Origin of the sequence: Streptomyces sp. NBC_00335 (genome assembly GCF_036127095.1) — a bacterium.
GTDB lineage: Bacteria > Actinomycetota > Actinomycetes > Streptomycetales > Streptomycetaceae > Streptomyces.
This window is the reverse complement of sequence record NZ_CP108006.1, coordinates 6018581-6041207: the sequence shown is the minus strand read 5'-3', so window position 1 is coordinate 6041207 and position 22627 is coordinate 6018581. Positions and strand designations below refer to the sequence as shown.

Genomic DNA, 22627 nt, shown 5'->3' with positions numbered 1-22627 from the left:
ACGGACGTCAGGACTTCTCGTAGTAGTAGCCCTCGCCGTGCGAGGGGCCCACGTTGTGCTGGAGGCCGACCGGCAGGCTCTTGGTGAAGAAGGAGGGGTCCAGGACCCCGCAGAACTGGCCGGTGGACTTGGACTTGTCCACCGCCGCCGCGCCGATGTTGATCCGGGTCCCGCCGGAGGCCAGCGAGGTCACCTTGGCGATGTTCTCGCAGTGGCCCGTCTGGGACTCGTTGATCAGGCGGACCGCCCCGGACCGGGTGATGATCACCGTCCCCGGCTGGCCGATGTTGAAGTCGCCCTTGTAGGTCCAGGTCCCGGCGAAGTACGCGGGGACCGTGTCGTTGCCGCCGGAGCCGCCGCCGCCGGGTGATCCGCCACCGCTCGGCGAGCCCGAGCCCCCGGGGGTGGCGCTCGGGCTGGTTCCTGTACCGGTGCCGCCGCCGGCCGGACCCCCGCCGCCGCCCTGGGTCGCGCTGCTGCCGCCCGGGGTGCCGGAGCCCCCGCCGGGGGTCCCCGCGCCCGCCGCCGCGCCCTGTCCGGCGACGGCCTGGCCGTCCGGCACCGGCGCGGGCGGGCTCTGGGGGGCCTGCGGGCTCTCGGAGTTCGGTGCGCCGGAGGCCGGCGAACCGCTCGCCGCCGAAGGGGAGCCCGCGGAAGCGCCGGGCGTCAGGGGCGCGCTGCTCGCCGGGGGCGCGGCCTGCGACCCTCCGCCGCCGCCGAACGGCTGGAGCAGGGCCACCGTGCCCCCGCCGACGGTGAGCACCAGGACGGCCGGTACGGCTACGGTCAGCCGCCGCCGCGCCCGGCGCTGCTCGCGGTCCGCCGTACCGCCGGCCGTGGCCGGACCGGCCGCCGACCCGCCCGTCGGCTCAACGACCCCGACGACCTGCTCGCCGGCCCCACCGGACCCACCAGCCCCTCCCGACCCCGGCCGCAGCCCGAGCGTGCCCCGGTCGGGGGTCTGCGCACCCCCCGCTCCCCCGTCCCCCAGGGGCGCGGACACGGACTCCGGACCCGGCACCTCCACCGGCACCGCCTCCGCGTCGAGCAGCCGCGCCGCCTGCCGGGCCAGCCGCTCCACCACCTCGGGCGGCAGCCACGCACCGCCGCGCACCGCCGGGCGGACCCGATCCGGATCCGCCAGCAGCTCGTCCACGCCCGGCCGTTCCTCGACGCCCTTGACCAGGCAGCGGCCGATGAGCGCGCGCAGCGAGGCGTCCGCCACCCGTTCCAGGGCCGGTTCGCCCTCCACGATCTGGAACATCACCGCGTGCTGGTTGCTGGCCCCGTGCCCGAAGGGCAGCTCGCCCGTGACCGCGTACATCAGGACACAGCCGAGCGTGAACACGTCGCTCTTCGCCCCGGCCCGCTGCCCGCGCACCTGCTCGGGCGACATGAACCCGGGCGAACCGACGACCATGCCGGTGCTGGTGAGCAGCGATTCGACGGAGGTCTCCAGGGCCCGCGAGATCCCGAAGTCGATGACCCGGCTGCCCTCGACGGTCAGCATCACGTTCGACGGCTTGAGGTCGCGGTGCACGATCCCGGCGGTGTGGATGTCCTCGAGCGCGTGCAGCAGCCCGTCCGCGAGGGCGTGTACGGAGTCCAGGGGCAGGGGACCGTGCCGGCGAACGATCTGCTCCAGCGAGAGTCCCGGTACGTATCCGGTCGCCACCCAGGGCCGTTCGGCGTCGGGGTCCGCGTCCAGGACGGGTGCGGTGTACCGCTCGCCCACCTTCCGGGCGGCGTCGATCTCGCGGCGGAAGCGGGCCCGGAACTGCGCGTCGGCCACGTGCTCCTCGTGCACCACCTTCACCGCGACCGTACGCCCGCCTTCGGACCGGGCCAGGAACACCCGGCCCATCCCGCCGGCGCCGAGGCGCCCGAGCAGCAGGTACGGCCCGATCCGGCTCGGATCCCCCGCCAAGAGCGGCTTTATGCCGCCGTCGACGTTGTCATCACTGCCGCCGCCCTGCCCCTTGCCGGTCCCGCTGCCCATGCTGCCCGTCCCCCGGTGATCCACTGCGGGCGGCCGGTCGGCCCGTCCCGTCGAACTCGGCTCAGGGTAGAGCCAGTTCACCTGAGCCTCGAAGGCGAGGTCGGGCGACTGCGAGGAATCCGGACGGTCCGCTGCCGGAGGAGTCGCCCAAGAGCTTCGACCAGAGCCCCGGCCCCCGCGGCCGGCGGCCGGCGGCTAGCGGCTCCGCGCGTGTTCGGCGGCGGCCGCCGCCAGGCCTGCGACGAGCGGGTGGGCGCGGGTGCCGTCGCCGTCCAGTTCGGGCTGGAAGAGGGTGGCCAGGAAGAAGGGGTGCTCGGCCAGTTCGGCGATGCGGATGTCGCCGGATTCGTCGGCGCCCGTGAAGGTCATGCCGTGCGCCCGCAGCAGGTCCAAGTGGAGCGGGTTGGGGCCGTAGTTGCAGTGGTACCGGGCCTGCGTGCGGTCCGCGCCGAGCAGCCGGGCGGCGCGGGAGCCGGGGGTGACCCGTACGGTCCCCTCGTGGCCCACGAGCGAGCAGGCCAGCGGGACGACCACCGCGTCCGACTCGGCCGTCGCCGGGTCGTTCTCGGCGTGGGCGGCCCGGTCGAGGCCGCAGACCGTACGGGCGAACTCCAGCAGGGCGTGCTGGAAGCCGCCGCAGGTGCCGAGGAAGGGGATGCCGTTCTCGCGGGCGTCCCGGATCGCCGTGAGCACCCCGCTCTCGCTGCGGTAGGGGCTGCCGGGCAGGACCCAGACGGCGTCGAACCCGTCCATGCCCTCACCGGCTTCCTCGGTGGGGATCCAGTAGGCGTCCAGGTCCAGGCCCTCGCGCAGGCGCAGCGCCTCCAGCAGGCCGGGGACGCGGGCGTGGGAGCGTACGGCGTCGGAACGGTCAGCGATCAGAGCGATGCGGGCGGTGGGTGCGGCCGGTTCGGAGATGTGGTTCGCGTTCATGACGGCCATCCTCCGAGCCGCCGGCCCATCACGTCCAACGATGATCCGCACTACCCGCATAAGCGATACTGATGCGCATGGATCCGCATCTGCTGCGCACCTTCGTCGCGGTCCTCGAACACCGCTCCTTCTCCACCGCCGCCTCGGTCCTCGGCTACACGCAGTCGGCCGTCTCGCAGCACATCGCGGCGCTCGAAGCCGACTTGGGCGCCAGGCTGGTCGAGCGCCGGCCCGTCGCCCCCACCGAGGCGGGGGTCCGGCTGATGGAACACGCCCCCGCGCTCCTCCTGCGCCTGGACGCGGCCCGCGCCGACATCGCCCGCCTGCACCGGGCCCCCGGCGCCCGGCTGACGCTGGCCTGTTCCCCCGCGGCCTTCGGCCCGGCGCTCGCGCGGGCCCTGGCCCGGCTGCGCGCCGCGGGGCCGGTGGAGGCCGACCTGCACGTCCTGGGCCGGGACGCGGTGGTCGAGGAGGTACTGACCGCCCGCGCCGACCTCGGCCTCGTGGACGGAGTGGCCGCGCCCAGCGACCCCCTCCCGCTGCCGGACCTCGGCCCCACGGTCACCCTCGCCGTCGCCGAGGAGCCCCTGGCCGTGCTCTTCCCCCACGACCACCCCCTGGCGCGGCGCAGTTCGGTCCGGCTGCCCGACCTCGCGCAGGCGCAGTGGATCGACGCCCCCGACACGGCGGTCCCCCTCGCCCGGCTCCGCGAGGTCAGCCACAGCCCCGGCTTCCACCCGCGGATCCGCCACCACGGCACGGACCCGCACGCGCTGGCCGCGCTGGCCGCCGCCGGGCACGGTCTGACCGCCCTCCCCCTCTCCCTGGCCGCCGCCTTCCCCGGCACCAGGGCGGTCCCGGTCGCCGCCCCGCGGCTGCTCCACCGCACGGAACTCCTCCACCCGGCGGACCCGACACCGCACGCGGCCCGCCTGGCGGCCCTCCTCACGGCCGCGGGATAGGCCTGGCCGGGCCCGTCCCGATCATGGATTGCGAGAATGGCCGAAGGGGCCGGGAAACGGACCTCGCCCCCAGTGATCGCCCGGAGAGCTCCCATGACCCTGTCCCTCATACCCGTCGACCGCGAACCGGCCGCGGCAGCAGTCCTCCTGACCGGCATCCCCGGGAGCGGGAAGTCCACGGTGGCCGGGGCGCTGGCCGCGCGGCTGCGGATGTCGGCCCGGGTGGAGGTGGACGCACTCCAGGACATGATCGTCAATGGCGGGCAGTGGCCGTCCCCGGCCGCGAACCCGGAGGCCGACCGGCAGATCTTCCTGCGGGCCCGCAACGCCTGCCTGCTGGCGGACAGCTTCGCCCGGGCCGGTTTCGTCCCGGTGCTCGACGACGTCGTCGTCCGCCGTTCCCACCTCGACTTCTACCGCACGACGCTGACGGCGGTGCCGCTGCACGTCGTCGTACTGGCCCCGGGCCCGGAGGTCGCGTGGCAGCGCAACCAGGCCCGCGAGAAGGCCCTTGCCGTGGACTGGTCCCCGCTGGACGGGGCGATGCGCTCCGAAATCGGGCAGGAGGGAACGTGGATCGACAACGCCGGGCAGACGGTCGAGGAGACGGTCGAAGCGATCCTGGCCGCCACCGGCCTGGTGTCTGGCCCCGGGATCGGTGACGACAGGCCCTAGCCTGCCTCCGTTCCCCGCCGCGCCCCGCCCGCAAGGAGTTCTCGTACCCGAAGGCCTCCGCGGCCTCCCTCCGGACGGCCGTGCCGGCCTCCTCGTCAGGGGGTACTGAGCGAGCGGCGCCCGCGCCCTCAGGCCCCCGGCCCGTCGGGCCCGCCGTGGCCCAGGAGGAACTCGGTCGCCCGGGCGATGGCCTCGGCGTACGTGGGGTGCACGGCCTGCGACTCCTCCTCCCGCCCGTCCGCGGCGACGGCGGTGTACCACCAGGCGTCGGCGTCCGGGTCGTGGTGGATGACGGCGGTACCGCCGGCGTAGCGCAGCGGGATGGACTCGCTGGCGGACCGCTTCGCCACCGCGTGGGGCCACTTGAGGCGGGCGGACTGCCGCTTGATGCCGCCCCAGGCCGCGCCGAGCTGCGTGTAGCTGGCTCCGCTGCGGCCGGCCACGGTCGCGGCGCTCTCCGCCATCCGCTCGACGGACCGCTTGGCTTCGTAGAGCGCCCGCAGCAGGGCCAGTTGTACGTCGGGGGCGGCCATGAGGGCGGAGTCGAAGGGCTTGCCGGCGGCCCGGTAGGCCTGGGCGCGCGTCGAGATGCGCCGTGCCAGTGGGCGGACCGCGTCGAGCACCTGGTCGTCCATGTCGAACGCCTCGTCCTCGGCGGGCTCGCTCCAGGCGGGCTCCACGAGGTTCATGACGGCGGCCCAGAAGTCCTCGTCGTTCCTGTCGGGGGTCGGGATCGCTACCGAATCATCCATGTGACATGTCTACCTGCCACCAGCCAGAACGACAAGTAAAACTGTCGAGATGTTGATGGACGGCAGCTCATGTCGACCCGTGCGCCGCCGCGGCCCGCCCCCGCACAGCGGGCCAGACCCCCGGGCATGGCGTCCTACCAGCGGGTAAGGCACCATGGGCCGCCGATGTACGCCGTACGCAGACCACCCCGCAGGAGGAACACCATGGCCAGCCCCAAGCCGGAGACCCTCGCCGCCTTCGAGGCCGCCAAGGGGTTCATGCCCGTGGGGGAAGGGCTCGCCCTGTACGCGGCGGCGGCCGAAGCGGCGCGGCTCGGGCTGCCGTTGCTGGAGGTCGGCACCTACTGCGGGCGCTCCACGATCCTGCTCGCCGACGCCGCCCGCGAGGCGGGGGTGAGCGCGCTCACCGTGGACCACCACCGGGGCAGCGAGGAGCAGCAGCCCGGCTGGGAGTACCACGACCCGAGCGTCGTCGACCCCGAGGTCGGGCTGATGGACACCCTGCCCACCTTCCGCCGGACCCTGCACAAGGCCGGCCTGGAGGACCACGTCATCGCGATCGTCGGCCGCTCCCCGAAGGTCGCCGCGGCCTGGGGCGGCAAGCTCGGCCTGGTCTTCATCGACGGCGGCCACACCGACGAGCACGCCACGGGCGACTACGAGGGCTGGGCCCCGCACGTCGCCGAGGGCGGCACGCTGGTGATCCACGACGTGTTCCCCGACCCGGCCGACGGCGGCCAGGCCCCGTACCGGATCTACCTGCGCGCCCTGGCCTCGGGCGCCTTCGAGGAGGTCTCGGTGACCGACTCCCTGCGCGTCCTGCGCCGCACGGGCGAGGGCATCTGACCCCCGGCACCGGGCCCGGCCCCGGGGGTGCGGCCCCGCGCCGCATCCCCGCCCCCGGCATATAACCTCACCGCGCCCCCGGATGGCCCAGGGTCCGTACGGCCGACCGACCGCCGGTCTAGCATCGCCAGGTGCGCTACGACGAAAGCTCCCCGCCGCTTCCCGAGTCCTCGACGTCCATCAGTCCGGACCGGCCCTGGTACGCCCGCCGGTCGACCCTGGTCGTCGCGGTGGCCGCCATCGCCCCGGCCGCTCTGGCCGGGTGGGTACTGACCGAGGTGCTGAGCGGGGGCGCGGGCGACGACTCGCGGCCGCCCCGGATCGTGATGCCGCTGGCGGCGTCGGCGGCGGCATCTTCCGCGTCGGCCGCGCCGACCCCCGCACCGGGCGCGAGCGCCGCCCCCTCCGGGGCCCCGGGCACCTCCCCGAGCCCCGCCGCCGCCAAGGGCCTCGCCGGCCGCACCGTCGTCATCGACCCCGGCCACAACACGGGCAACTTCAAGCACACCACCGAGATCAACCGCCAGGTGGACATCGGCACCAACCGCAAGGAGTGCGACACCACCGGCACGACCACCAACTCCGGCTACATGGAAGCCGAGTTCAGCATGGACGTGTCCCGGCGCCTGCGCACCGTCCTGGAGGCCAAGGGCCTCAAGGTGGTCCTCACCCACGAGGCCGGCAAGGAACGCCCCTTCGGCCCGTGCATCGACGAGCGCGCCCGCATCGGCAACGAGGCCGCCGCCGACGCCGTGGTCTCCGTCCACGCGGACGGGGTCTCGTCCGGCAGCCGCGGTTTCCACGTCATCCTCCCCGCCAAGGTCAAGGGCGGCGGCGCCGACACCGCGAAGATCATCGAACCGTCCCGGCGGCTCGGCGAGCGGATCGCCGGGAACTTCGCCCGGACCACCGGTTCCGCGCCCGCCAACTACCTCGGCAGCGGTACCGGATTGGTCGTCCGCGACGATCTGGGCGGACTGAACCTCTCGACCAGGCCCAAGGTGTTCATCGAATGCGGCAACATGCGTGATGCCAAGGACGCGGCGCAGCTGTCGAGTCCGGAGTGGCGCCAGAAAGCGGCCCAGGGCATCGCGGACGGCATCGTCGGCTTCCTCGGCGGGTAGGGCCACCAGGACCGTCCCTCCGGACGGCCCGCAGCCCCGATCCTCTCGGCCGCGGCAAAGCTCCGTACCATGGTGCCGCCCGCCCCCCTGCGTCACGGCGGGCACCCACGCACCACGAGACGACGAGACCGAGAAGGACACCTAAGACGTGAACATCCGATCCCTCACTCGAGGCGACGGCGTGGTGATCGGAGCAGCGGTGCTGCTGTTCATCGCCTCGTTCCTCGATTTCTATTCCGCGCCCGGCGTCGACGCACCGAGCGCATGGGACACCGACGTGTTCCACCTGGCGCTGCCGAGCATCTTCCTGCTCGCGTTCATCGCCGTCGGCCTGCTCGTCACGGCCCGCCTGCAGCCCGCCGGGCGCCAGCTCCTGGGCCTGCCCTTCCAGGCCTGGGGCACGGTGCTCTCCGTCGCGGCGGCCTGGTCCGCGCTCTGGGCCCTGATCACCTGCCCGACCGGGGCCGACCTGGGCGCGGGCGCCGTCATCGGCTTCCTCGCCACGGCCGTGCTGGCCGGCGTGACCCTCTTCGGGCCGAAGGTGCCCGCGCTCGCCGGGCAGCTGATCCCGGACCCGAAGCCCGCCGTCGCCCCCGTCCCGCCGTACGGCGGCCAGCCGCAGCAGCCGGGTGCCGGGTACGGGTACCCGGGCGGCCAGGAGCCGCAGCCGTACGGGGCCGCCCCGCAGCCGGCCCCGCCCTACGGCGGCGGCAACGAGCAGCCCCAGACCCCGCAGGACGCGGCCCCGCAGCCGGCCCCGGCGGCGGACTTCACTCCGTTCTGGTTCGCCGTTCCGGTGGCCCGTCCGCTCTTCGCCGAGGACGGCAACCCCGCCCCGATCGCGGAGCTCGCGCCCGGCACCTGGTACCTGGCCGTGGAGCAGCGCGGTCCGGCCACCCTCATCGCCCAGACCCAGGACGGCCGCCGCGGCGTCCTGAACGACACCTCGGGCATCCAGCGCGGCTGATCCCGCGAGCCCGCAGACGTCACGACGGCCCCCCGCCCTTCCGGGCGGGGGGCCGTTGCCCTACAGTCACCTGACGCATCGTCAGATTCGTGGAGGGGACCGTCACATGCGCCTCGGACTCGCACTCGGCTACTGGGGCCGCGGCCCCAACCCGGACCACCTCGACCTCGCCGCCGAAGCCGAGAACCTCGGCTACGACTCCGTGTGGACGGCCGAGGCCTGGGGCTCGGACGCCTTCACCCCGCTCACCTGGATCGCCGCGCACACCTCGCGGATCCGCCTGGGCACCGCCATCGCGCAGATGGCCGCCCGCACCCCGACCGCCACCGCCATGCAGGCCCTGACCCTGGACCACCTGTCCGGCGGCCGGATGATGCTGGGCCTCGGCCTGTCCGGCCCGCAGGTGGTCGAGGGCTGGTACGGGCGCCCCTTCCCCTCCAGCCCCCTGACGGCGACCCGGGAGTACGTGGACGTCATCCGCCAGGTGCTGCGCCGCGAGGCCCCGGTCGCACTGGACGGCCGCTTCCACAGCCACCCGTACCGGGGCGCGGACGGCACCGGCATCGGCAAGCCCCTCAAGCCCATCACCCACCCGCTGCGGGCGGACCTGCCGATCCTGCTCGGCGCGGAGGGCCCGAAGAACATCGCCCAGACCACCCGCATCGCGGACGGCTGGCTCCCCCTCTACTGGTCGCCGACCCGCACGGACGTCTACCAGGCCTCGCTCTCCGAGCTCCCCGAGGGGTTCATGATCGCCCCGATGGCCAGGGCGAAGGTCTGCGACGACGTCGCGGAGGGGCTGCTCCCGGTGAAGGCGATGCTCGGCTTCTACATCGGCGGGATGGGCCACGCGGCACGCAACTTCCACGCCGACCTCATGGGGCGGATGGGCTACGAGGAGGAGGCGCACCGGATCCAGGAGCTGTTCCTGGCCGGGCGCAAGGAAGAGGCCGTCATGGCCGTCCCGGACGCCTTCGCGGACGAGATCTCCCTGGTCGGACCGCGGGAGCGGATCGCCGAGCGCCTGGAGCTGTGGCGCAAGGGCCCGGTGACCGACCTGCTCCTGACCGCCCCCGACCCCCACACCCTGCGGGTCCTGGCGGAGCTGAACAGCTAGGCCGTCTCTTTCGGATCTCGCCTGGCCCGCGCCGCCCGGCCAACAGCCCCCGCACCGTGGTGAGTCGTTCCTCCGCTCACACGTGAGTACGGGTACTCACGGCCGTGCCGCCGAGCCGCCGAGCCGCCCTACGTTGATCACATGCCCCGAATCGCTTATGCCGCAGCCGCCTTCGTACTGGGTGCGCTCACCCTCACCGCCTGCGCCGGCACCTCCGCCGGCGGCGCCGCCGGAACCAAGATCGACGCGGAACGCGTCGCCTCCGTGGCCGAGGGGGGCGGCGAGGGCGGTGGGGGTGACGTCACCGGCGAGCGGGCGTTCGCGTTCATGGAGCTGTCCCTCAAGGTCACTGACGGCTGCCCGCCGCTGGACGACACGAAGACCGGCAAGGTCCTCGGCCCCGACGATGTCCCGCCCTCCCCCCCGGCCCCCTCCGGGGACCGCGTGCCCGGCGAGGCCGGGGACCGCGTGCCCCTGCCCCCCGGCCGGGACTCGGCCGACCCGGCCTCGGCCGACGCGCCCGACGCCTCGGCCGCCCGCATTCCCGACACCGAACTCCTCGAGCCGGTCCCCCTCGCCGCGCCCGAGATCTGCTTCGCCGACACGTTCGGCGCCCACGTCACCACCGCCCTCAAGGGCATCGGGCCGAACGCCACCGAGGTGCGGGCCGCGCTCAGGCGGGCCGGTTACCCCGATGGGCGGATCGTGGACATGGAGCCCGAAGGCGGCTCCCCCCGCGTCCGGATCGACCTGCGCGAGCAGGACGCCCGCGTCGCGCTCCAGGTCGTGCACACCGGCGCCGGCGGCAGCGTCGTGGAGGCGTTCGGCGCACAGCGAGCAGCACCCCTCAAGGACGTCCGCTACGTCCCGTGACGGCGCCCACGAACCGGGCCCGTCCCAGGGCACAGGCCTTAAGCCGTCTCTTCCGGGGCCGGGTCCGGATCCGCCGGCTCCACCGCGGCCAGCAGTTCCCGCAGGTCCAGCGGCATCACGGCGATCTCCATGCCGCCGCCGTCCCCCGCGAATTCGACGGTCACGATGCGCGAGCCCGGGTTGATGGAGATGCCCTCCTTCACGGAGGGCGCCCGTACGCCGGTGGCCCGGCCGCCGGTCAGGGCCACGGGCTCGCCCCGGCCGGGCACCCAGCGGGCCGCGCCCCGGTCCGCGTACACCCGGCCGCTGCGCCAGCGGCCGGCGCCCGCGGGCCGGCGTGCCATGCAGGGGAGCCCCGGCACGGGCGCGACGGACTGGCGCCTCAGGTGCTTGCGGCGCATCAGCCAGCCGGTTCCGGCGGCGGCGCCGGCGAGGACCACGTACTCGATCACCGACCCATTCAAACAGGTGAAACAGAGGGAACAGGCCGGACCGGAATGTTCCGGTCCGGCCTGTTCCAGGACGGCGACACCGCGAAGGCGGCGGCTGTGCTCAGCCGGTCAGCTGCCCGGCGCTCGGAATCTTGTCGGTCACCGTGGCGCCCGCGCTCTTCCCGGCCTCCTTGACGCTGTTGATGACGTCCTCGAAGGCGCCGATGTCGGCGTCGCCCGCCTGGCCCTTGCGCAGCTTGGAGCCGAGACCCTTGAGGGAGTCGATGCCCGCCGTCAGCGGGCCCACGGCCTTCGACAGCAACGGGTCGCCCTTGGCGTTCTCGGTGGCCGCCTTCAGCCGGTTGTAGGCGAAGGCGCCCGCGAGGCCCGCCTTCACCAGGGCGAAGGTCCGGCCCTTGGTGCCCTTCTTGAACTTGCCGTCACGGTACGGCTTGATGATCCACTGGTAGGTGGCACCGGCCGCGAGCCCCGCGTTGGCGACGAAGCGGGCCTTGGCGAACTTCTGCTTCTCCGCCGGGGTGGTGGCCGAGGGCGTGGCGGCGGCCGCTTCCGCGTCCTCGGCCGAGGCCGCGGCGTCGGCCTCGGCGAACGCGGCCATGGCCACCGAGACCTCGTCGGCCTGACCGGCGGCGGTCTTGTCGCCACCGCCCGAGCCGCAGGCGGTGGCACCGCCGAGCAGGGCGCAGGACAGGAGAACCGCCGTGAGGGCACGGCGGAAACGAACGGCTGTGGTGGGTAGGGACACGGGTTTCCTCCGGGGACTGAGGCGTCCCCCGCAGCCTCACCCCGGCCACCCGACTCCGCCACCCGGGGGACCCGTTCGGGTATGCGCCTTCGGGTTTACCCGGCCGGGAAGCGGCAAGACGAGCGGCATGCCCACACACACGCGAGTGCACACCAGAGGAAGCAGCCAGGCGGGCCGCGCCGTCGCGGTCGTGGCGGACGTCATGGCCTTCATCATCGGCCTGTGGATCCTGCTGTACCTGCTGGACGCCAACCAGGGCAACGCCCTGGTGGACTTCATCCACGACGCGGCGAGCTGGCTGGCCGGCTGGTCCTACGACCTGTTCACCTTCGACCGCGACTGGATCCAGGTGGTGGTCGGCTACGGCATCGCGGCCGTCGCCTACATCGTCATCGGCCACGCCATCGCGGGCCGGCTCTACCGCCGCTAGACGGCCCAGCAGCGCGGCACCGAGGCCGGTGGGCCCGGTGGTCCGCTGCCGCACGTCGAACACCGCTCGCCCTCCCGTCGGCCGGAGGGCGAGCTGCGGCATGCCGTCGGCGGCCGCGCGCGCTTCCTTCGGGAATTCCTGCATACGAGGGCAACCATCCGTGCCCGCCGTGGGTCGTACGGGCGAGAGTTGATCAGTTGGACTTCGCCCGGGGGGCTCCAGTGAAGAAGAACACGGCGATGGAGGCGGCCTTGCCCGCCCACTCCGCACCCCACCCGCCGGCCGCGCCCGCCGCCCCGGCCGCCGCGCCGGACCAGGTGACGGCCGCCCCGGGGGAACCCCTCGGCGTCTTCCTGTTCGCCGTCTCCGCCGGGGGACGGGCGCACCACCGCGAGGACTACGCCGCCGTGCGCTGACGCGTGCCGCGCGCAGCCGGATGCGGGGCGGGCGAGGCCGGTACGGGGGTCCCGCCATGCCCGCCCCGCACAGGATCCCGCACGGGCGCAGGCAGCACAGAAAACCGGGCAGGGCCGATCCGGCCCGGCCCTCGGATCACCAGGAGACGGGAGGACATCCACCGATGTCCGCCAGGACAACTCGCACGGCAACGGCTCTCGTTGCCGCTTTCGGTATCGCCGCGACGATGGTCGCCGCCGCACCGGCCAGCCTCGCCGCTACGGCCGACGGCGCCTGTGACGTGATCGCCTCGACCGATCCGGCCGACGCGGCCCGGGTGCAGGTCGACGCCTTCGGCGCCCTGAAGGACCTCCGGGTCGACGTTCGCACCCCGGGCACGACGAAGGTGCTGGCCAGCGCCGGGGGCTTCGAGTCCGCGGCACGGCCCGGCTTCGGCGTGCGCCACCGCTCCGCCGCGCTGCCCGCACTCGCGGCACTCGGCCGCTACGACCTCGACGTCCGGTACACCGACGCCGCGGGCAAGTCCGTCAGCTGCGCCGACAGCGGCGAGCTGCGCTACCTGCCGCACCCCGCGCTCACCCTGACCCCGCCGAGCGAGCCGGTCTCCCTGGAGAAGCCGACGGCGAACCTCACCGGCAAGCTGGTCGTGCGCGACCCGCGGACCCGCGCCGAGACCCCGCTCAAGGGACGGAAGGTGCTGCTCAAGTTCGTCGGCGGGCTCGATGAGGAGATACCGAAGGCGGCGGTTACCGAGAACGACGGCACGTTCTCCACCACCTTCACCTACACCTCGCGGAACACCAGCACGGCCGTAAAGGCCGAAGCCGCGGGCGCCGCCCCGGCCACGACGGTGGTTCCCGTCGAGAAGCGCAAGGTCGTCGTCACACTGAGCGGCCCGTCTTCGTTGGCACCGGGATACGGGAGCCGCTTCAGCATCGCGGGCAAGGTCTTCTACCAGGGCGGGGACGGCACACTGCATCCCCTCGCCGACAGCAACCTGCTGAGCGAGCGGGAGCCCTGCGAAGTCTGGGTGCCCGGCGTCGGCTACAAGTGCGGATGGTTCGGCACGTCAGGAGAGGGACCCGACTTCACCTGGTCGCGGTACACCCTGCACGGAGACGGCGTGCTCACGGTGACCCACGGTCCCGGAGCACTGATCGACAGCGTCTCCCCGGCCAAGGTCACCGTCAAGGTCGACCGGACCCTCGCCTTCCTGAACATGAAGGCGATCAAGGACCCGCAGGGCCGTCTGACCATCCAGGGCAGCACCCGGCTCGGTTACGGCACGAACACCGAACGGGACCCGTACCTCATCCAGCACTCGGCCGACGGCAAGACCGGCTGGAAGACGTACAAGACCATGGCCCACTGGCGCACCGGGCCGATCAACCGCACGCTCGAGCCGGGCACCTTCCCCGCCGGCGGGTTCTGGCGCGTCCACTTCGCGGGCTCCAAGCAACTCGAGCCCGGCACCAGCCCCAACCTCACGGTGGTGAACCCGTGATGCCCGGAGGATCCTTGAACAAGCTGATGACATCGCTCGGCATCGCCTTGGCCGTCACCACGGCCGCATCCGGCCTCGGCCTCGGCTCCGTGGCGCACGCCGACGACATCCGTTTCCCGCCCCGCGTGATTGTCGTGCAGTCCGGCGGCGAGTTCCGCATCCAGCTGCACAACGACGAGTCGATCGACGGGACCACGACGCTCCGGGTCCGGCCCAAGGGCGGCCAGACGGTCGCGGCCGAGGTCGGGGTCGGTACCTGGAAGTGCGTGGCCACCGAGGATGACCACTGCTTCAGCAGCGTGGCCGAATCGGCCCCGGTCGTCCTTGACGAGATGGGCATGTACGACCTCGACATCGTTCTCCACAAGGGCGCCGAGGACGAGACGGTGCACCGCAAGGACGCATGGGGCTTCGCCTACGCGCTCAACCCCCGGTTCACCTCGCTGGTGTCCAGTACTCCGGTGCTCTCCTACGAGCGGCGCGGCGGGAAGGCCTCCGGCACCCTGGTGGCCGAGCACCCCCGTACCCACGAGGTGAAGCCGCTGGCGGACGCCCCGGTGGACCTCACCGTCCGGGGCCACCATCTGAAAGAGCGTCTGACCACCGACGGCGCGGGCCGCTTCGCGACCCTCTTCCAGTTCGACGGCGGTGAAGGAGATCCCGGACTCGATGCCTCGTTCGCCCCGGAATCGGGGCCCTACGACGACAGGGCAGAGCGCGCCCTGGACCTTCAGGTGCGTGCGACCCCCGCCAAACTCACCATCCGGCAGCCCACCGCGGGGATCACCGGGCGCTACGGCAGCCAGGTGCCCGTGCAGGGAGTCGTGACCTGGACCGCCTCCGACGGCACCGTCCGACCGCTGGCGGGCATGGTGGTGAGGCTGTCCAACGAGGGGTGTGCGGCCGACCATTGCTCGCTGCTCCAGCGGAACAGTGACGCCGCCGGCGCTTTCGACTTGCCCTACCCCGTCACGCGGGACGGGTACGCACGCGTGGAGCTGCTCCCGCCGGGGTGGAACAACGGGTGGTTCACCGGCGAGCTCTCCTCCCGCCTGGCCGTGGACGCCACGCACACCACCGGCTTCACGCCGTTCAGCGTCAGTGCGGACAAGAACCGGACGATCACCGTCGCCGGCCAGCTGGCCCTCCAGCAGGGGTCCGCACCCGCAGGGGCCCGGGCCACGGTCGACGTACAGATGTCCCCGGACGGGAAGACGGGGTGGAAGACGGTGAAGTCCTTCACCACCGCCTTCGGGACGACCTTCAGCCAGCAGGTGAAGCACACGGCGGCGCAGGACGGCCACTACGTCCGCCTGAGCTACGCCGGCGCCGCCGACATCGGCCCCACCGCCCGGGTGGGCAGGCTCACCCGCAAGACGACCCGGATCGTCGGCGACAACCTGGCCCCCGAGGGGATCCCCGCCGGTACCCGGATCAACGCCGGCGGCACCCTCCAGGTGAAGTCCGGTACCGCCTGGCTGCCGCTCGCCGGCCAGCGGGTCCGCGTCTACTTCAAGGCCGATGCCACCGGCTCCGGCTGGACCTACCAGGGCAGCGCGACGACCGCCGCCAACGGCTCGTTCCTCACCAAGGTCACCACCCGTCAGGACGGCACCTGGCAGATCCACTACCTCGACGCCACCGATCCGTACTACGCCGCCATCGGGCGCGAGGACCACGTCGACGTGGTGTAGGGCAGGTCGCGAGACGTAAAGCGGGCACGGGCGCAGATCGCGCCCGTGCCCGCTTTGCTTCGGCCGTCGGCCGCCAGTCGCTAGCCGCAGCAGTCCGGTTCCAGGCCCGTCGGCAGGGTCTGGCCGCCGAAGACCTGGGCCGTGGCCTCGTCGCCGCCCAGGGCGGCCACCGCGAGGAGGAGCGAGCCCGCCGTCCAGGTGGTCTGCTCCACGGGCCAGACCGCCCGGTCGTCGAAGACGTACCCGGTCCAGTACATGCCGTTGTCGGCCCGCAGGTGGCCTATCGAGCGCAGGATCTCCAGGGCCCGGTCCGACTCCCCCGTCGCCCACAGCGCGAGCGCCAGTTCGCAGGACTCCCCGCCGGTCACCCAGGGGTTCGGCAGCACGCACCGTACGCCGAGGTCCGGTACGACGAACTCCTCCCACCGCTCCTCGATCCGGGCCTTCGCCTCCGCGCCGGTCAGTGCCCCGCCGAGGACCGGGTAGTACCAGTCCATGGAGTAGTGGGACTTGTCCAGGAACCGCTCCGGGTGCCGGCGTATCGCGTGCCCGAGGGCGCCCGCGGCCAGTTCCCAGTCGGGCTGCGGATCGCCCCGGTACTCGGCGATGGCCAGCGCGCAGCGCAGCGCCTGGTGGATGGAGGAGGAGCCGGTGAGCAGCGCGTCCGTGACGTCCTCGCCGCCGGGCTCGCGCTTCCAGCCGATCTCGCCGCCCGGCTGCTGGAGCCGCAGGACGAACTCGACGGCCGCGTACACGGCCGGCCACATGCGGTCGAGGAAGGCCTCGTCGCCGGTGGACAGGTGGTGGTGCCAGACGCCGACGGCGAGGTACGCGACGAAGTTGGTCTCCCGGCTCGCGTCCTGCGGCTCGCGGGTGTCGACCCCGTCCTCGCGGTCGGCGTAGGCCGCGTACCAGGAGCCGTCGTCGTTCTGGTGGCGGACCAGCCAGTCGTAGGCCCGCTCGGCGGCCTCGTGCTCGCCTGCGGCGTCGAGGGCCATGGCGGCCTCGGTGTGGTCCCACGGGTCGAGGTGGTGCCCGCGGAACCAGGGTATGGCCCCGTCGGCGCGCTGCGCGGCGAGGATCCCGGCGACGGTGGCGGCGGCCTGATCGGCCGTCAGTACGCCGTCCAGGACGAGGTGTTCGGGTGCGGTGCGCCCGGGAGAGCTCACTGCGCGGCGCCCACGGCCTCGGCCGCGGCAGCGTCCACGGGGAGGTGCGGCTTGGTGGCGTAGGCGACGAAGCTCTTGCCGATGACCGGGTTCAGGGCCTGCTCCGCGAGCCGGGTGAGCGCGGGCTTCTTCATGATGTCCCAGACCAGGAGCTTGTGGTACGCCTTGACGGGCAGCGCCTTGTCGTTGTCGACGCCGAAGGCGCACTTGAGCCACCAGTACGGCGAGTGCAGGCCGTGCGCGTGGTGGGTGCCGTACGGCTTGAGGCCCGCGGACTCCATCTTGCCGAGCAGCTCCTCCGCCTTGTAGATGCGGATGTGGCCGCCCTCGACCTCGTGGTAGGCGTCGGAGAGCGCCCAGCAGATCTTCTCGGGGCCGTAGCGCGGCACGGTGATGGCGATGCGTCCGCCGGGCTTCAGGACGCGGACCATCTCGGCGAGGACGCCCTTGTCGTCGGGGATGTGCTCCATCACCTCGGAGATGATGACGACGTCGAAGGACTCGTCGGGGAAGGGCAGCGCGAGGGCGTCGCCCTCCATGGCGGTGGCGGTGGCGCCGGCCGGGGCCTCGCCCGCCTCCTTCATCGCGGCGAACCACTTGGCGACCTCGCGGATCTCCTCGCCGTTGCGGTCGAGGGCGACCACTTGGGCGCCGCGCCGGTAGCACTCGAAGGCGTGCCGGCCTGCGCCGCAGCCCAGATCGAGTACGCGGTCGCCTGCGGCGAGCGGGAACCGGGAGAAATCGACGGTCAGCACGTGGTCCTGCCTTCGCGGTCGCGGGGTGGGGAGGGGAACTGCATCGGACGGAAGGTGGAGGTCACCGGGTCGTTGCGGCCTTCGCGGCCTTCGAGGGCTTGGAGGCCTTCAGAGCCCTTGGATCCTGCGCGCCCGCCGCCGCCCGCTCGATGGCGGCGCGGTAGTGAACCACGGTGCCCTCGGCGGCCTTGGCCCAGGTGAAGCGGGACAGCACCCGCTCGCGGCCGGCGGCGCCGAGCCGGGTGCGCAGTTCGGGGTCGCCCAGCAGCCGGCCCAGGGCCGCGGCCAGCGCGCCCGCGTCGCCGGGCGGTACGGCGAGGCAGCTCTCGCCGTCGGGGCCGGTGACCTCGGGGATCGCGCCGCCGGTGGTGGCGACCAGCGGGGTGCCGGTGGCCATGGCCTCGGCGGCCGGGAGCGAGAAGCCCTCGTACAGCGAGGGCACGCAGGCGATCTGGGCGCTTCGGACGAGGTCGACGAGCTCGGTGTCGGTGATGCCCTTGACGAAGCGGACGGCGTCCTGGAGTCCGTACGTCTCGATCGCACGGGCCACCGGGCCCTGCTCGGCCCGCTTGCCGACGACGACGAGGTGGGCGTCGGGCTGTTCGGTACGGAGCTTCGCGAGCGCCTCGACGAGGTGCACGAGCCCCTTGAGCGGGACGTCGGCGCTGGAGGTGGTCACGATCCGCCCGGGCACCTCGGCCACGGAGGCGTCGGGCGACCACAGGTCGGTGTCGGCGCCGATGTGGACGACGTGGATGCGCTCGTCCCGGACACCGAGGTGCTCGGCGATCTCCTTCTTGGAGGAGCCGGAGACGGTGAGCACGGAGGCCAGCCGCCGGGCCACGCGGCCCTGCATGCGGGTGAACCCGTACCAGCGCCGCACGGAGGCGCGCTTCTTGCGGCCCTTGGCGGCGGCCAGGTCCAGCTCGCGGTCGACGGTGATGGGGTGGTGGATGGTGGTGACCAGCGGGGCACCGAGGTCCGCCAACAGCCCGTAGCCGAGCGTCTGGTTGTCGTGGATGACGTCGAACTCGCCCGCCCGGGCCGCGAGATGGCGGCGGGCGCGGAGCGAGAAGGTCAGCGGCTCGGGGAATCCGCCGGTCCACATGGTCGCGACCTCGACGGCGTCGATCCAGTCGCGGTACTCGTCGCGCTTGGGGGTGCGGAACGGGTCGGGGCTGCGGTAGAGGTCCAGGCTGGGCAGCTCGGTGAGGGTGGCGCCGGCGCCGGTGAGGGCGTCGGTGTCGAGCACCGGGTAGGGCTGCGCGCCGATGACCTCGACACTGTGGCCCAGCTTCACGAGCTCGCGCGCCAGGTGGCGGACGTAGACGCCCTGGCCACCGCAGAACGGGTTCCCCTTATAGGTGAGGAGTGCGATCCGCAACGGGCGGCCGCCGTCGGCGGCCGAACCCGTGAGAGGGCTCGTCACCATGGCCTCTGCGGTCACTCTCGGCCCCCTTCTCCCTGCACTTTCGCCGGAGCGTAACCGCTCGGATAATGTAGAACAAGTTTCAGACTTGATCCGCTGAAGAGCATTGAATCTACCGGCCGGAAACCACACCGTAAGAGGGGTGGCGGGTGATTCGCGCCACGGATCGGGCGCCTGCCATGCTGGGGCGCACGACAGCCCGGGGCAGCGCGCGCGGTCGCCCCGGCGCAGACCTGAACGCCCTGGAACTGAAACGCCTTGGAACCGGAACGGGACAGATGACAGCGGAAGCGAAGGCCGTGACCCCAGCCGTCACCACACCGGCGTCTCCGCCCCTGACGGAGCGCCAGGAGGCACGCCGCAGGAGGATCCTGCACGCCAGCGCCCAGTTGGCGAGCCGGGGCGGCTTCGACGCGGTGCAGATGCGGGAGGTGGCGGAGTCCTCCAGCGTGGCCCTGGGCACCCTGTACCGGTACTTCCCCTCCAAGGTGCACCTGCTCGTCGCGACCATGCAGGACCAGCTCCAGCACATGCACGGAACGCTGCGCAAGCGCCCGCCGGCCGGGGACGAGCCCGCGGCCAGGGTCGCGGAGACCCTGATGCGCGCCTTCCGCGCGCTGCAGCGCGAGCCGCAGCTGGCGGACGCGATGGTCCGGGCCCTCACCTTCGCGGACCGCAGCGTGAGCCCCGAGGTGGACACGGTGTCCCGCCTCACGACGGCGATCATCCTGGACGCGATGGGCCTGGACGCCCCGCCGACGGCGGAACAGCTCTCCGCGGTCCGGGTCATCGAGCACACCTGGCACTCGGCCCTGATCACCTGGCTCTCGGGCCGCGCGTCGATCGCCCAGGTGAAGATCGACATCGAAACGGTCTGCCGCCTGATCGACCTCACGGCCCCGGAGCCCCCGACGACGGCCCCTGCTGCGCCTGCGAAAAAGTCCTGATCCCGCCGTAGCGGGGGCGGGGGCGGGGCTAACCCTGTGCTTCGTCGTCCTTGAAGGCGTCTTCGAGTTCGGCGTCCGTGAAACGCTCCGCACACGCTTGGTCCGTGGCCATGAAGGACAGCATGTCGGGCATGCCCATCCCGGCGCCCTTGCCGCCGGAGAAGTCGTAGCGGCGGGCGAGCACCGTCCAGCCCTGCTTGGTCAGGGTCGTCTGGGTGAGCATGTCCACCTGCCGGCGCTCCCCGCGCTTCCACCCGCGCTGTTCCAGCGTCGCGATGGTGGCCTCGTACGCCTTCACGGCGTCGCCGGCGGGCACGGTCGTCTGCCAGGGCGCCGCGCAGGCCAGTACCTCGGCGCGGCGCTTGGCCTTCGGGTCCGCCGGGTCCGGGGTCGCGGTGGCCGTCTCCCCGGACTGCCCCAGGTCGGCCGCGGCCGTGGCGGCGACCACGTCGGCTGCTGCCTGCTCCTTGCCGAAGGCGCCCGTGACCGCGGGCGAGGCGGAGCCGCCCGACGTCGATGCGGACGCCGGTGCCGATGCCTTGGTAGACGCCTGGGCCGATGCCTTGGCCGACGCGTCCGCGCTCCCGCCGTCGCCGGCCGTCCCGCAGCCCGTCGCCAGCGTCGCCACCATCGCCGCCATCGCCCCGAGCAACGCTCCGGCCGCCCACCCGTTCCTGCGCATACCGCTCGTCCCCCACCCTCACCGTGCCGCCCGTCCACGTGCGCCGGGCCGTCGCAACAGGAGTCTCACACGTCGACCCATTCAGGCCGACGCCGGCCGGAATCAGCCCCGGCGGCGTGGGAGGCGCAGGGGTGCGGGGACTGGTCGCCCACGGCAACGGCAACGGCGCCGCACTCGGCAACGGGCCGGGGGCCTGGGATACCTGGGGCCCGGCCCGGCCCAGGCCGGGAGCCCAGCACCGGCCCCCGCACCCTGGTCCCGGCCCCCGGGCTCCCCGGCGACCCCCTCACTCCTCCGGAGGGAACACCGCCTCGCCACTGCCCAGCAGCGTGATCGCGATGGCCTCGACCGGGCACCCCTCGGCCGCCGCGAGCACCGGCTCGCTCGCGTCCGTCTCCGCCAGCCGCGGGTGCGACTGCCGCGCCGTGTCGAGGGCGAAGCCCTCAGGGGCGTGGTTCACGCACATCCCCGAGCCGATGCAGACCCCGCGGTCCACCTCGACGTGCCACCGGTCACCCATCACGCACCGGCCGCGGGGGGTGCGTACCCTGCCGGGAGGTGGATCATCTTGTGCTCCAGGTACTCGCTCAGCCCCTCCGGACCGAACTCCCGCCCGACGCCGCTGTTCTTGTAGCCGCCGAACGGCCCGAGCATGTCCAGGCTGAAGGTGTTCACGTTGAAGGTGCCGGTCCGCACCTGCCGCGCGAAGTCGATGCCGTGCTCGACGTCACCGGTCCAGACGCTGCCGCTGAGCCCGAACTCCGAGTCGTTGGCGACCCGTACGGCCTCCGCCTCGTCCCCGTACGGGATCAGGCAGACGACCGGGCCGAAGATCTCCTCGCGGGCGATGCGCATCGAGTTGTCGACGTCTCCGAAGAGGGTCGGCTCCACGTACCAGCCCTGGTCCAGGTCCGAGCCGGCCGGACGCCCGCCACCGGACAGGACCTTGGCGCCCTCCTCCTGGCCGATCCGGATGTAGTCGAGCGAGCGCTGCTGCTGCCGCCTGGCCACCAGCGGGCCGAGCTGCGTCGCGGGGTCCATCGGGTCGCCGACGACCAGCGCCGAGGCCGCGGCGGCGAGCGCCTCGGCGATCTCCTCGTAGCGGCTGCGCGGGGCGAGGACGCGGGTCTGGGCCACGCAGGCCTGGCCGTTGTTCATCCAGGCCGCGGGGACGATGCCGGCGATGGCGGTGGCGAGGTCGGCGTCCGGGAGGATGACGGCCGCGGACTTGCCGCCCAGTTCGAGGGTCACGCGGGTGAGGTTCTTCGAGGCGACCTCCATGACCCGCCGGCCGGCGGGGACGGAGCCGGTGAAGGCGACCTTGTCCACGTCCGGGTGGCCGACGAGGTACTCGCTGACCTCGCGGTCGGCGGGCAGGATCGACAGCACGCCCTCGGGCAGCCCGGCCTCGCTGGCGATGTCGGCGAGGATGTAGGAGTCGAGGACCGCCTCGGGGGACGGCTTGAGGATCACCGTGCAGCCGGTGAGGAGCGCGGGCGCCAGCTTGGCGGCGGCCACGAACTGCGGGACGTTCCACGGGATGACGGCGGCGACGACGCCGACGGCCTCGCGCCGGACGAGGATCGGGCCGAGTGCGCCCTGGCGGTACTCCTCGTAGGGGTAGTCGCGGGCCACGGTGATCGCGGCGTCGTAGACCATCATCGGCCCGAGCGCCTGGGCCATGATGCTCCAGGAGTACGGGGAGCCGTTCTGGGAGCTGATCGAGGCGGCGATCTCCTCGTAGCGGGCGCCTATCGCGTCCTTGATCCGGGTGACGACGGCGATCCGCTCTTCGAGCGTGGTGCGCGGCCAGGGGCCCTCGTCGAAGGCTTTGCGGGCCACGGCGACGGCCCGGTCGACGTCCGCCTTCGAGGCGTGCGGGACGCTGCCGATGACCTGCCCGGTGTGGGGCGAGACGACCTTGATCGTGTCGGAGCCCAGCGGATCCGTCCACTCACCGCCGATGAACAGTTTTCCGTGTTCCACGAGCTCGGTCATGGCTGATGCCTCCTGCGGCTTGGCGTTGCAGAACTGATACCAGTTCTAGTTCTAGGAGTCCACGGCACTGACCGAACCGCCCTCTCGCCGGTTCGCGCGAGACCCCGAAGATCCAACGACTAGTCAGGAGCCCGCAGAAGTGGTCGACTTGGGCGAC

At 73.0% G+C, this 22627-nt stretch carries 23 protein-coding genes; 12 read left to right on the top strand and 11 right to left on the bottom strand.

Annotated features, from left to right (window positions below; all coding sequences use genetic code 11):
- Window positions 1-7: 7 nt before the first annotated feature.
- Together OHA37_RS27455 and OHA37_RS27450 are read right to left on the bottom strand one after the other, a co-directional pair.
- Complete coding sequence (locus tag OHA37_RS27455; protein ID WP_266909240.1) at window positions 8-1999, bottom strand: serine/threonine-protein kinase; 1992 nt, start codon at window positions 1997-1999, stop codon at window positions 8-10.
- A gap of 195 nt (window positions 2000-2194) precedes the next feature.
- Entirely contained in the window at window positions 2195-2932 is a 738-nt protein-coding gene (locus OHA37_RS27450) for a CTP synthase C-terminal region-related (seleno)protein (protein WP_266909239.1), read from the bottom strand.
- A 77-nt stretch (window positions 2933-3009) separates the two neighbouring features.
- Between OHA37_RS27450 and OHA37_RS27445 the strand changes: the two genes are divergently transcribed.
- Both OHA37_RS27445 and OHA37_RS27440 read left to right on the top strand, forming a co-directional pair.
- Window positions 3010-3894 (top strand): LysR family transcriptional regulator, encoded by an 885-nt coding sequence (locus OHA37_RS27445; protein ID WP_266909238.1) that lies wholly within the window; start codon window positions 3010-3012, stop codon window positions 3892-3894.
- Window positions 3895-3987: 93 nt separating this feature from the next.
- Window positions 3988-4569, top strand: a complete 582-nt coding sequence (locus OHA37_RS27440) for an AAA family ATPase (protein ID WP_266909237.1) — start codon at window positions 3988-3990, stop codon at window positions 4567-4569.
- Between the two features lie 128 nt (window positions 4570-4697).
- Here OHA37_RS27440 and OHA37_RS27435 read toward each other — a convergent pair whose 3' ends face one another.
- Entirely contained in the window at window positions 4698-5321 is a 624-nt protein-coding gene (locus tag OHA37_RS27435; RefSeq protein WP_266909236.1) for a hypothetical protein, read from the bottom strand.
- Window positions 5322-5525: 204 nt separating this feature from the next.
- Between OHA37_RS27435 and OHA37_RS27430 the strand changes: the two genes are divergently transcribed.
- The 5 genes from OHA37_RS27430 to OHA37_RS27410 all read left to right on the top strand — a co-directional run bounded on the left by OHA37_RS27430 (window position 5526) and on the right by OHA37_RS27410 (window position 10248).
- On the top strand, window positions 5526-6167 hold the full coding sequence (locus OHA37_RS27430) for a class I SAM-dependent methyltransferase (protein ID WP_266909235.1): 642 nt from the start codon (window positions 5526-5528) through the stop codon (window positions 6165-6167).
- Window positions 6168-6298: 131 nt separating this feature from the next.
- Window positions 6299-7291: an N-acetylmuramoyl-L-alanine amidase gene (locus tag OHA37_RS27425; protein ID WP_266909234.1), complete on the top strand. Its 993-nt coding sequence runs from the start codon at window positions 6299-6301 to the stop codon at window positions 7289-7291.
- A gap of 148 nt (window positions 7292-7439) precedes the next feature.
- Complete coding sequence (locus OHA37_RS27420) at window positions 7440-8258, top strand: hypothetical protein (protein WP_266909233.1); 819 nt, start codon at window positions 7440-7442, stop codon at window positions 8256-8258.
- Window positions 8259-8364: 106 nt separating this feature from the next.
- Entirely contained in the window at window positions 8365-9375 is a 1011-nt protein-coding gene (locus OHA37_RS27415; protein WP_266909232.1) for an LLM class F420-dependent oxidoreductase, read from the top strand.
- A gap of 141 nt (window positions 9376-9516) precedes the next feature.
- Complete coding sequence (locus OHA37_RS27410) at window positions 9517-10248, top strand: hypothetical protein (protein ID WP_266909231.1); 732 nt, start codon at window positions 9517-9519, stop codon at window positions 10246-10248.
- Between the two features lie 38 nt (window positions 10249-10286).
- Here the strand turns inward: OHA37_RS27410 and OHA37_RS27405 are convergent, their stop codons facing one another.
- Window positions 10287-10700: a hypothetical protein gene (locus OHA37_RS27405; protein ID WP_266909230.1), complete on the bottom strand. Its 414-nt coding sequence runs from the start codon at window positions 10698-10700 to the stop codon at window positions 10287-10289.
- Between the two features lie 100 nt (window positions 10701-10800).
- A complete protein-coding gene (locus OHA37_RS27400) occupies window positions 10801-11298 on the bottom strand; it encodes a hypothetical protein (protein WP_443046331.1) in 498 nt (165 codons plus the stop codon).
- Between the two features lie 274 nt (window positions 11299-11572).
- Here OHA37_RS27400 and OHA37_RS27395 point away from each other — a divergent pair, with 274 nt between their 5' ends.
- The 4 genes from OHA37_RS27395 (at window position 11573) to OHA37_RS27380 (ending at window position 15490) form a co-directional block, all read left to right on the top strand.
- Entirely contained in the window at window positions 11573-11875 is a 303-nt protein-coding gene (locus OHA37_RS27395; RefSeq protein ID WP_266909228.1) for a hypothetical protein, read from the top strand.
- 221 nt (window positions 11876-12096) lie between these two features.
- Window positions 12097-12291, top strand: a complete 195-nt coding sequence (locus OHA37_RS27390) for a hypothetical protein (RefSeq protein ID WP_266909227.1) — start codon at window positions 12097-12099, stop codon at window positions 12289-12291.
- Between the two features lie 164 nt (window positions 12292-12455).
- On the top strand, window positions 12456-13796 hold the full coding sequence (locus OHA37_RS27385; protein ID WP_266909226.1) for a hypothetical protein: 1341 nt from the start codon (window positions 12456-12458) through the stop codon (window positions 13794-13796).
- Between the two features lie 14 nt (window positions 13797-13810).
- Complete coding sequence (locus tag OHA37_RS27380) at window positions 13811-15490, top strand: hypothetical protein (protein ID WP_266909225.1); 1680 nt, start codon at window positions 13811-13813, stop codon at window positions 15488-15490.
- Between the two features lie 80 nt (window positions 15491-15570).
- Here the strand turns inward: OHA37_RS27380 and OHA37_RS27375 are convergent, their stop codons facing one another.
- The 3 genes from OHA37_RS27375 to OHA37_RS27365 form a co-directional block, all read right to left on the bottom strand.
- The gene (locus OHA37_RS27375) at window positions 15571-16659 is read right to left on the bottom strand and encodes a prenyltransferase (protein ID WP_266909224.1); all 1089 of its coding nucleotides are present in this window, start codon (window positions 16657-16659) and stop codon (window positions 15571-15573) included.
- A complete protein-coding gene (locus OHA37_RS27370; RefSeq protein ID WP_266909223.1) occupies window positions 16656-17414 on the bottom strand; it encodes a class I SAM-dependent methyltransferase in 759 nt (252 codons plus the stop codon). The genes OHA37_RS27375 and OHA37_RS27370 overlap by 4 nt, the downstream gene beginning before the upstream one ends.
- Before the next feature lie 61 nt (window positions 17415-17475).
- Complete coding sequence (locus OHA37_RS27365; RefSeq protein WP_266909222.1) at window positions 17476-18861, bottom strand: glycosyltransferase family 4 protein; 1386 nt, start codon at window positions 18859-18861, stop codon at window positions 17476-17478.
- Between the two features lie 260 nt (window positions 18862-19121).
- Here OHA37_RS27365 and OHA37_RS27360 point away from each other — a divergent pair, with 260 nt between their 5' ends.
- Entirely contained in the window at window positions 19122-19790 is a 669-nt protein-coding gene (locus OHA37_RS27360; protein ID WP_266909221.1) for a TetR family transcriptional regulator, read from the top strand.
- A gap of 28 nt (window positions 19791-19818) precedes the next feature.
- Here OHA37_RS27360 and OHA37_RS27355 read toward each other — a convergent pair whose 3' ends face one another.
- The 3 genes from OHA37_RS27355 to OHA37_RS27345 form a co-directional block, all read right to left on the bottom strand.
- The gene (locus tag OHA37_RS27355; protein WP_266909220.1) at window positions 19819-20472 is read right to left on the bottom strand and encodes a hypothetical protein; all 654 of its coding nucleotides are present in this window, start codon (window positions 20470-20472) and stop codon (window positions 19819-19821) included.
- A 286-nt stretch (window positions 20473-20758) separates the two neighbouring features.
- The gene (locus OHA37_RS27350; protein WP_266909219.1) at window positions 20759-20992 is read right to left on the bottom strand and encodes a ferredoxin; all 234 of its coding nucleotides are present in this window, start codon (window positions 20990-20992) and stop codon (window positions 20759-20761) included.
- Window positions 20992-22470, bottom strand: coding sequence for an aldehyde dehydrogenase (locus tag OHA37_RS27345; RefSeq protein ID WP_266909218.1), 1479 nt, complete (start codon window positions 22468-22470; stop codon window positions 20992-20994). The genes OHA37_RS27350 and OHA37_RS27345 overlap by 1 nt, the downstream gene beginning before the upstream one ends.
- Window positions 22471-22627 lie beyond the last annotated feature (157 nt).

Coding starts and splice junctions, on each gene's coding strand:
- OHA37_RS27400 (WP_443046331.1), bottom strand. CDS start 11,298: ATGGCCGCGTTCGCCGAGGCCGACGCCGCGGCCTCGGCCGAGGACGCG.
- OHA37_RS27450 (WP_266909239.1), bottom strand. CDS start 2,932: ATGAACGCGAACCACATCTCCGAACCGGCCGCACCCACCGCCCGCATC.
- OHA37_RS27345 (WP_266909218.1), bottom strand. CDS start 22,470: ATGACCGAGCTCGTGGAACACGGAAAACTGTTCATCGGCGGTGAGTGG.
- OHA37_RS27455 (WP_266909240.1), bottom strand. CDS start 1,999: ATGGGCAGCGGGACCGGCAAGGGGCAGGGCGGCGGCAGTGATGACAAC.
- OHA37_RS27410 (WP_266909231.1), top strand. CDS start 9,517: ATGCCCCGAATCGCTTATGCCGCAGCCGCCTTCGTACTGGGTGCGCTC.
- OHA37_RS27430 (WP_266909235.1), top strand. CDS start 5,526: ATGGCCAGCCCCAAGCCGGAGACCCTCGCCGCCTTCGAGGCCGCCAAG.
- OHA37_RS27350 (WP_266909219.1), bottom strand. CDS start 20,992: ATGGGTGACCGGTGGCACGTCGAGGTGGACCGCGGGGTCTGCATCGGC.
- OHA37_RS27435 (WP_266909236.1), bottom strand. CDS start 5,321: ATGGATGATTCGGTAGCGATCCCGACCCCCGACAGGAACGACGAGGAC.
- OHA37_RS27445 (WP_266909238.1), top strand. CDS start 3,010: ATGGATCCGCATCTGCTGCGCACCTTCGTCGCGGTCCTCGAACACCGC.
- OHA37_RS27415 (WP_266909232.1), top strand. CDS start 8,365: ATGCGCCTCGGACTCGCACTCGGCTACTGGGGCCGCGGCCCCAACCCG.
- OHA37_RS27440 (WP_266909237.1), top strand. CDS start 3,988: ATGACCCTGTCCCTCATACCCGTCGACCGCGAACCGGCCGCGGCAGCA.
- OHA37_RS27385 (WP_266909226.1), top strand. CDS start 12,456: ATGTCCGCCAGGACAACTCGCACGGCAACGGCTCTCGTTGCCGCTTTC.
- OHA37_RS27395 (WP_266909228.1), top strand. CDS start 11,573: ATGCCCACACACACGCGAGTGCACACCAGAGGAAGCAGCCAGGCGGGC.
- OHA37_RS27360 (WP_266909221.1), top strand. CDS start 19,122: ATGACAGCGGAAGCGAAGGCCGTGACCCCAGCCGTCACCACACCGGCG.
- OHA37_RS27355 (WP_266909220.1), bottom strand. CDS start 20,472: ATGCGCAGGAACGGGTGGGCGGCCGGAGCGTTGCTCGGGGCGATGGCG.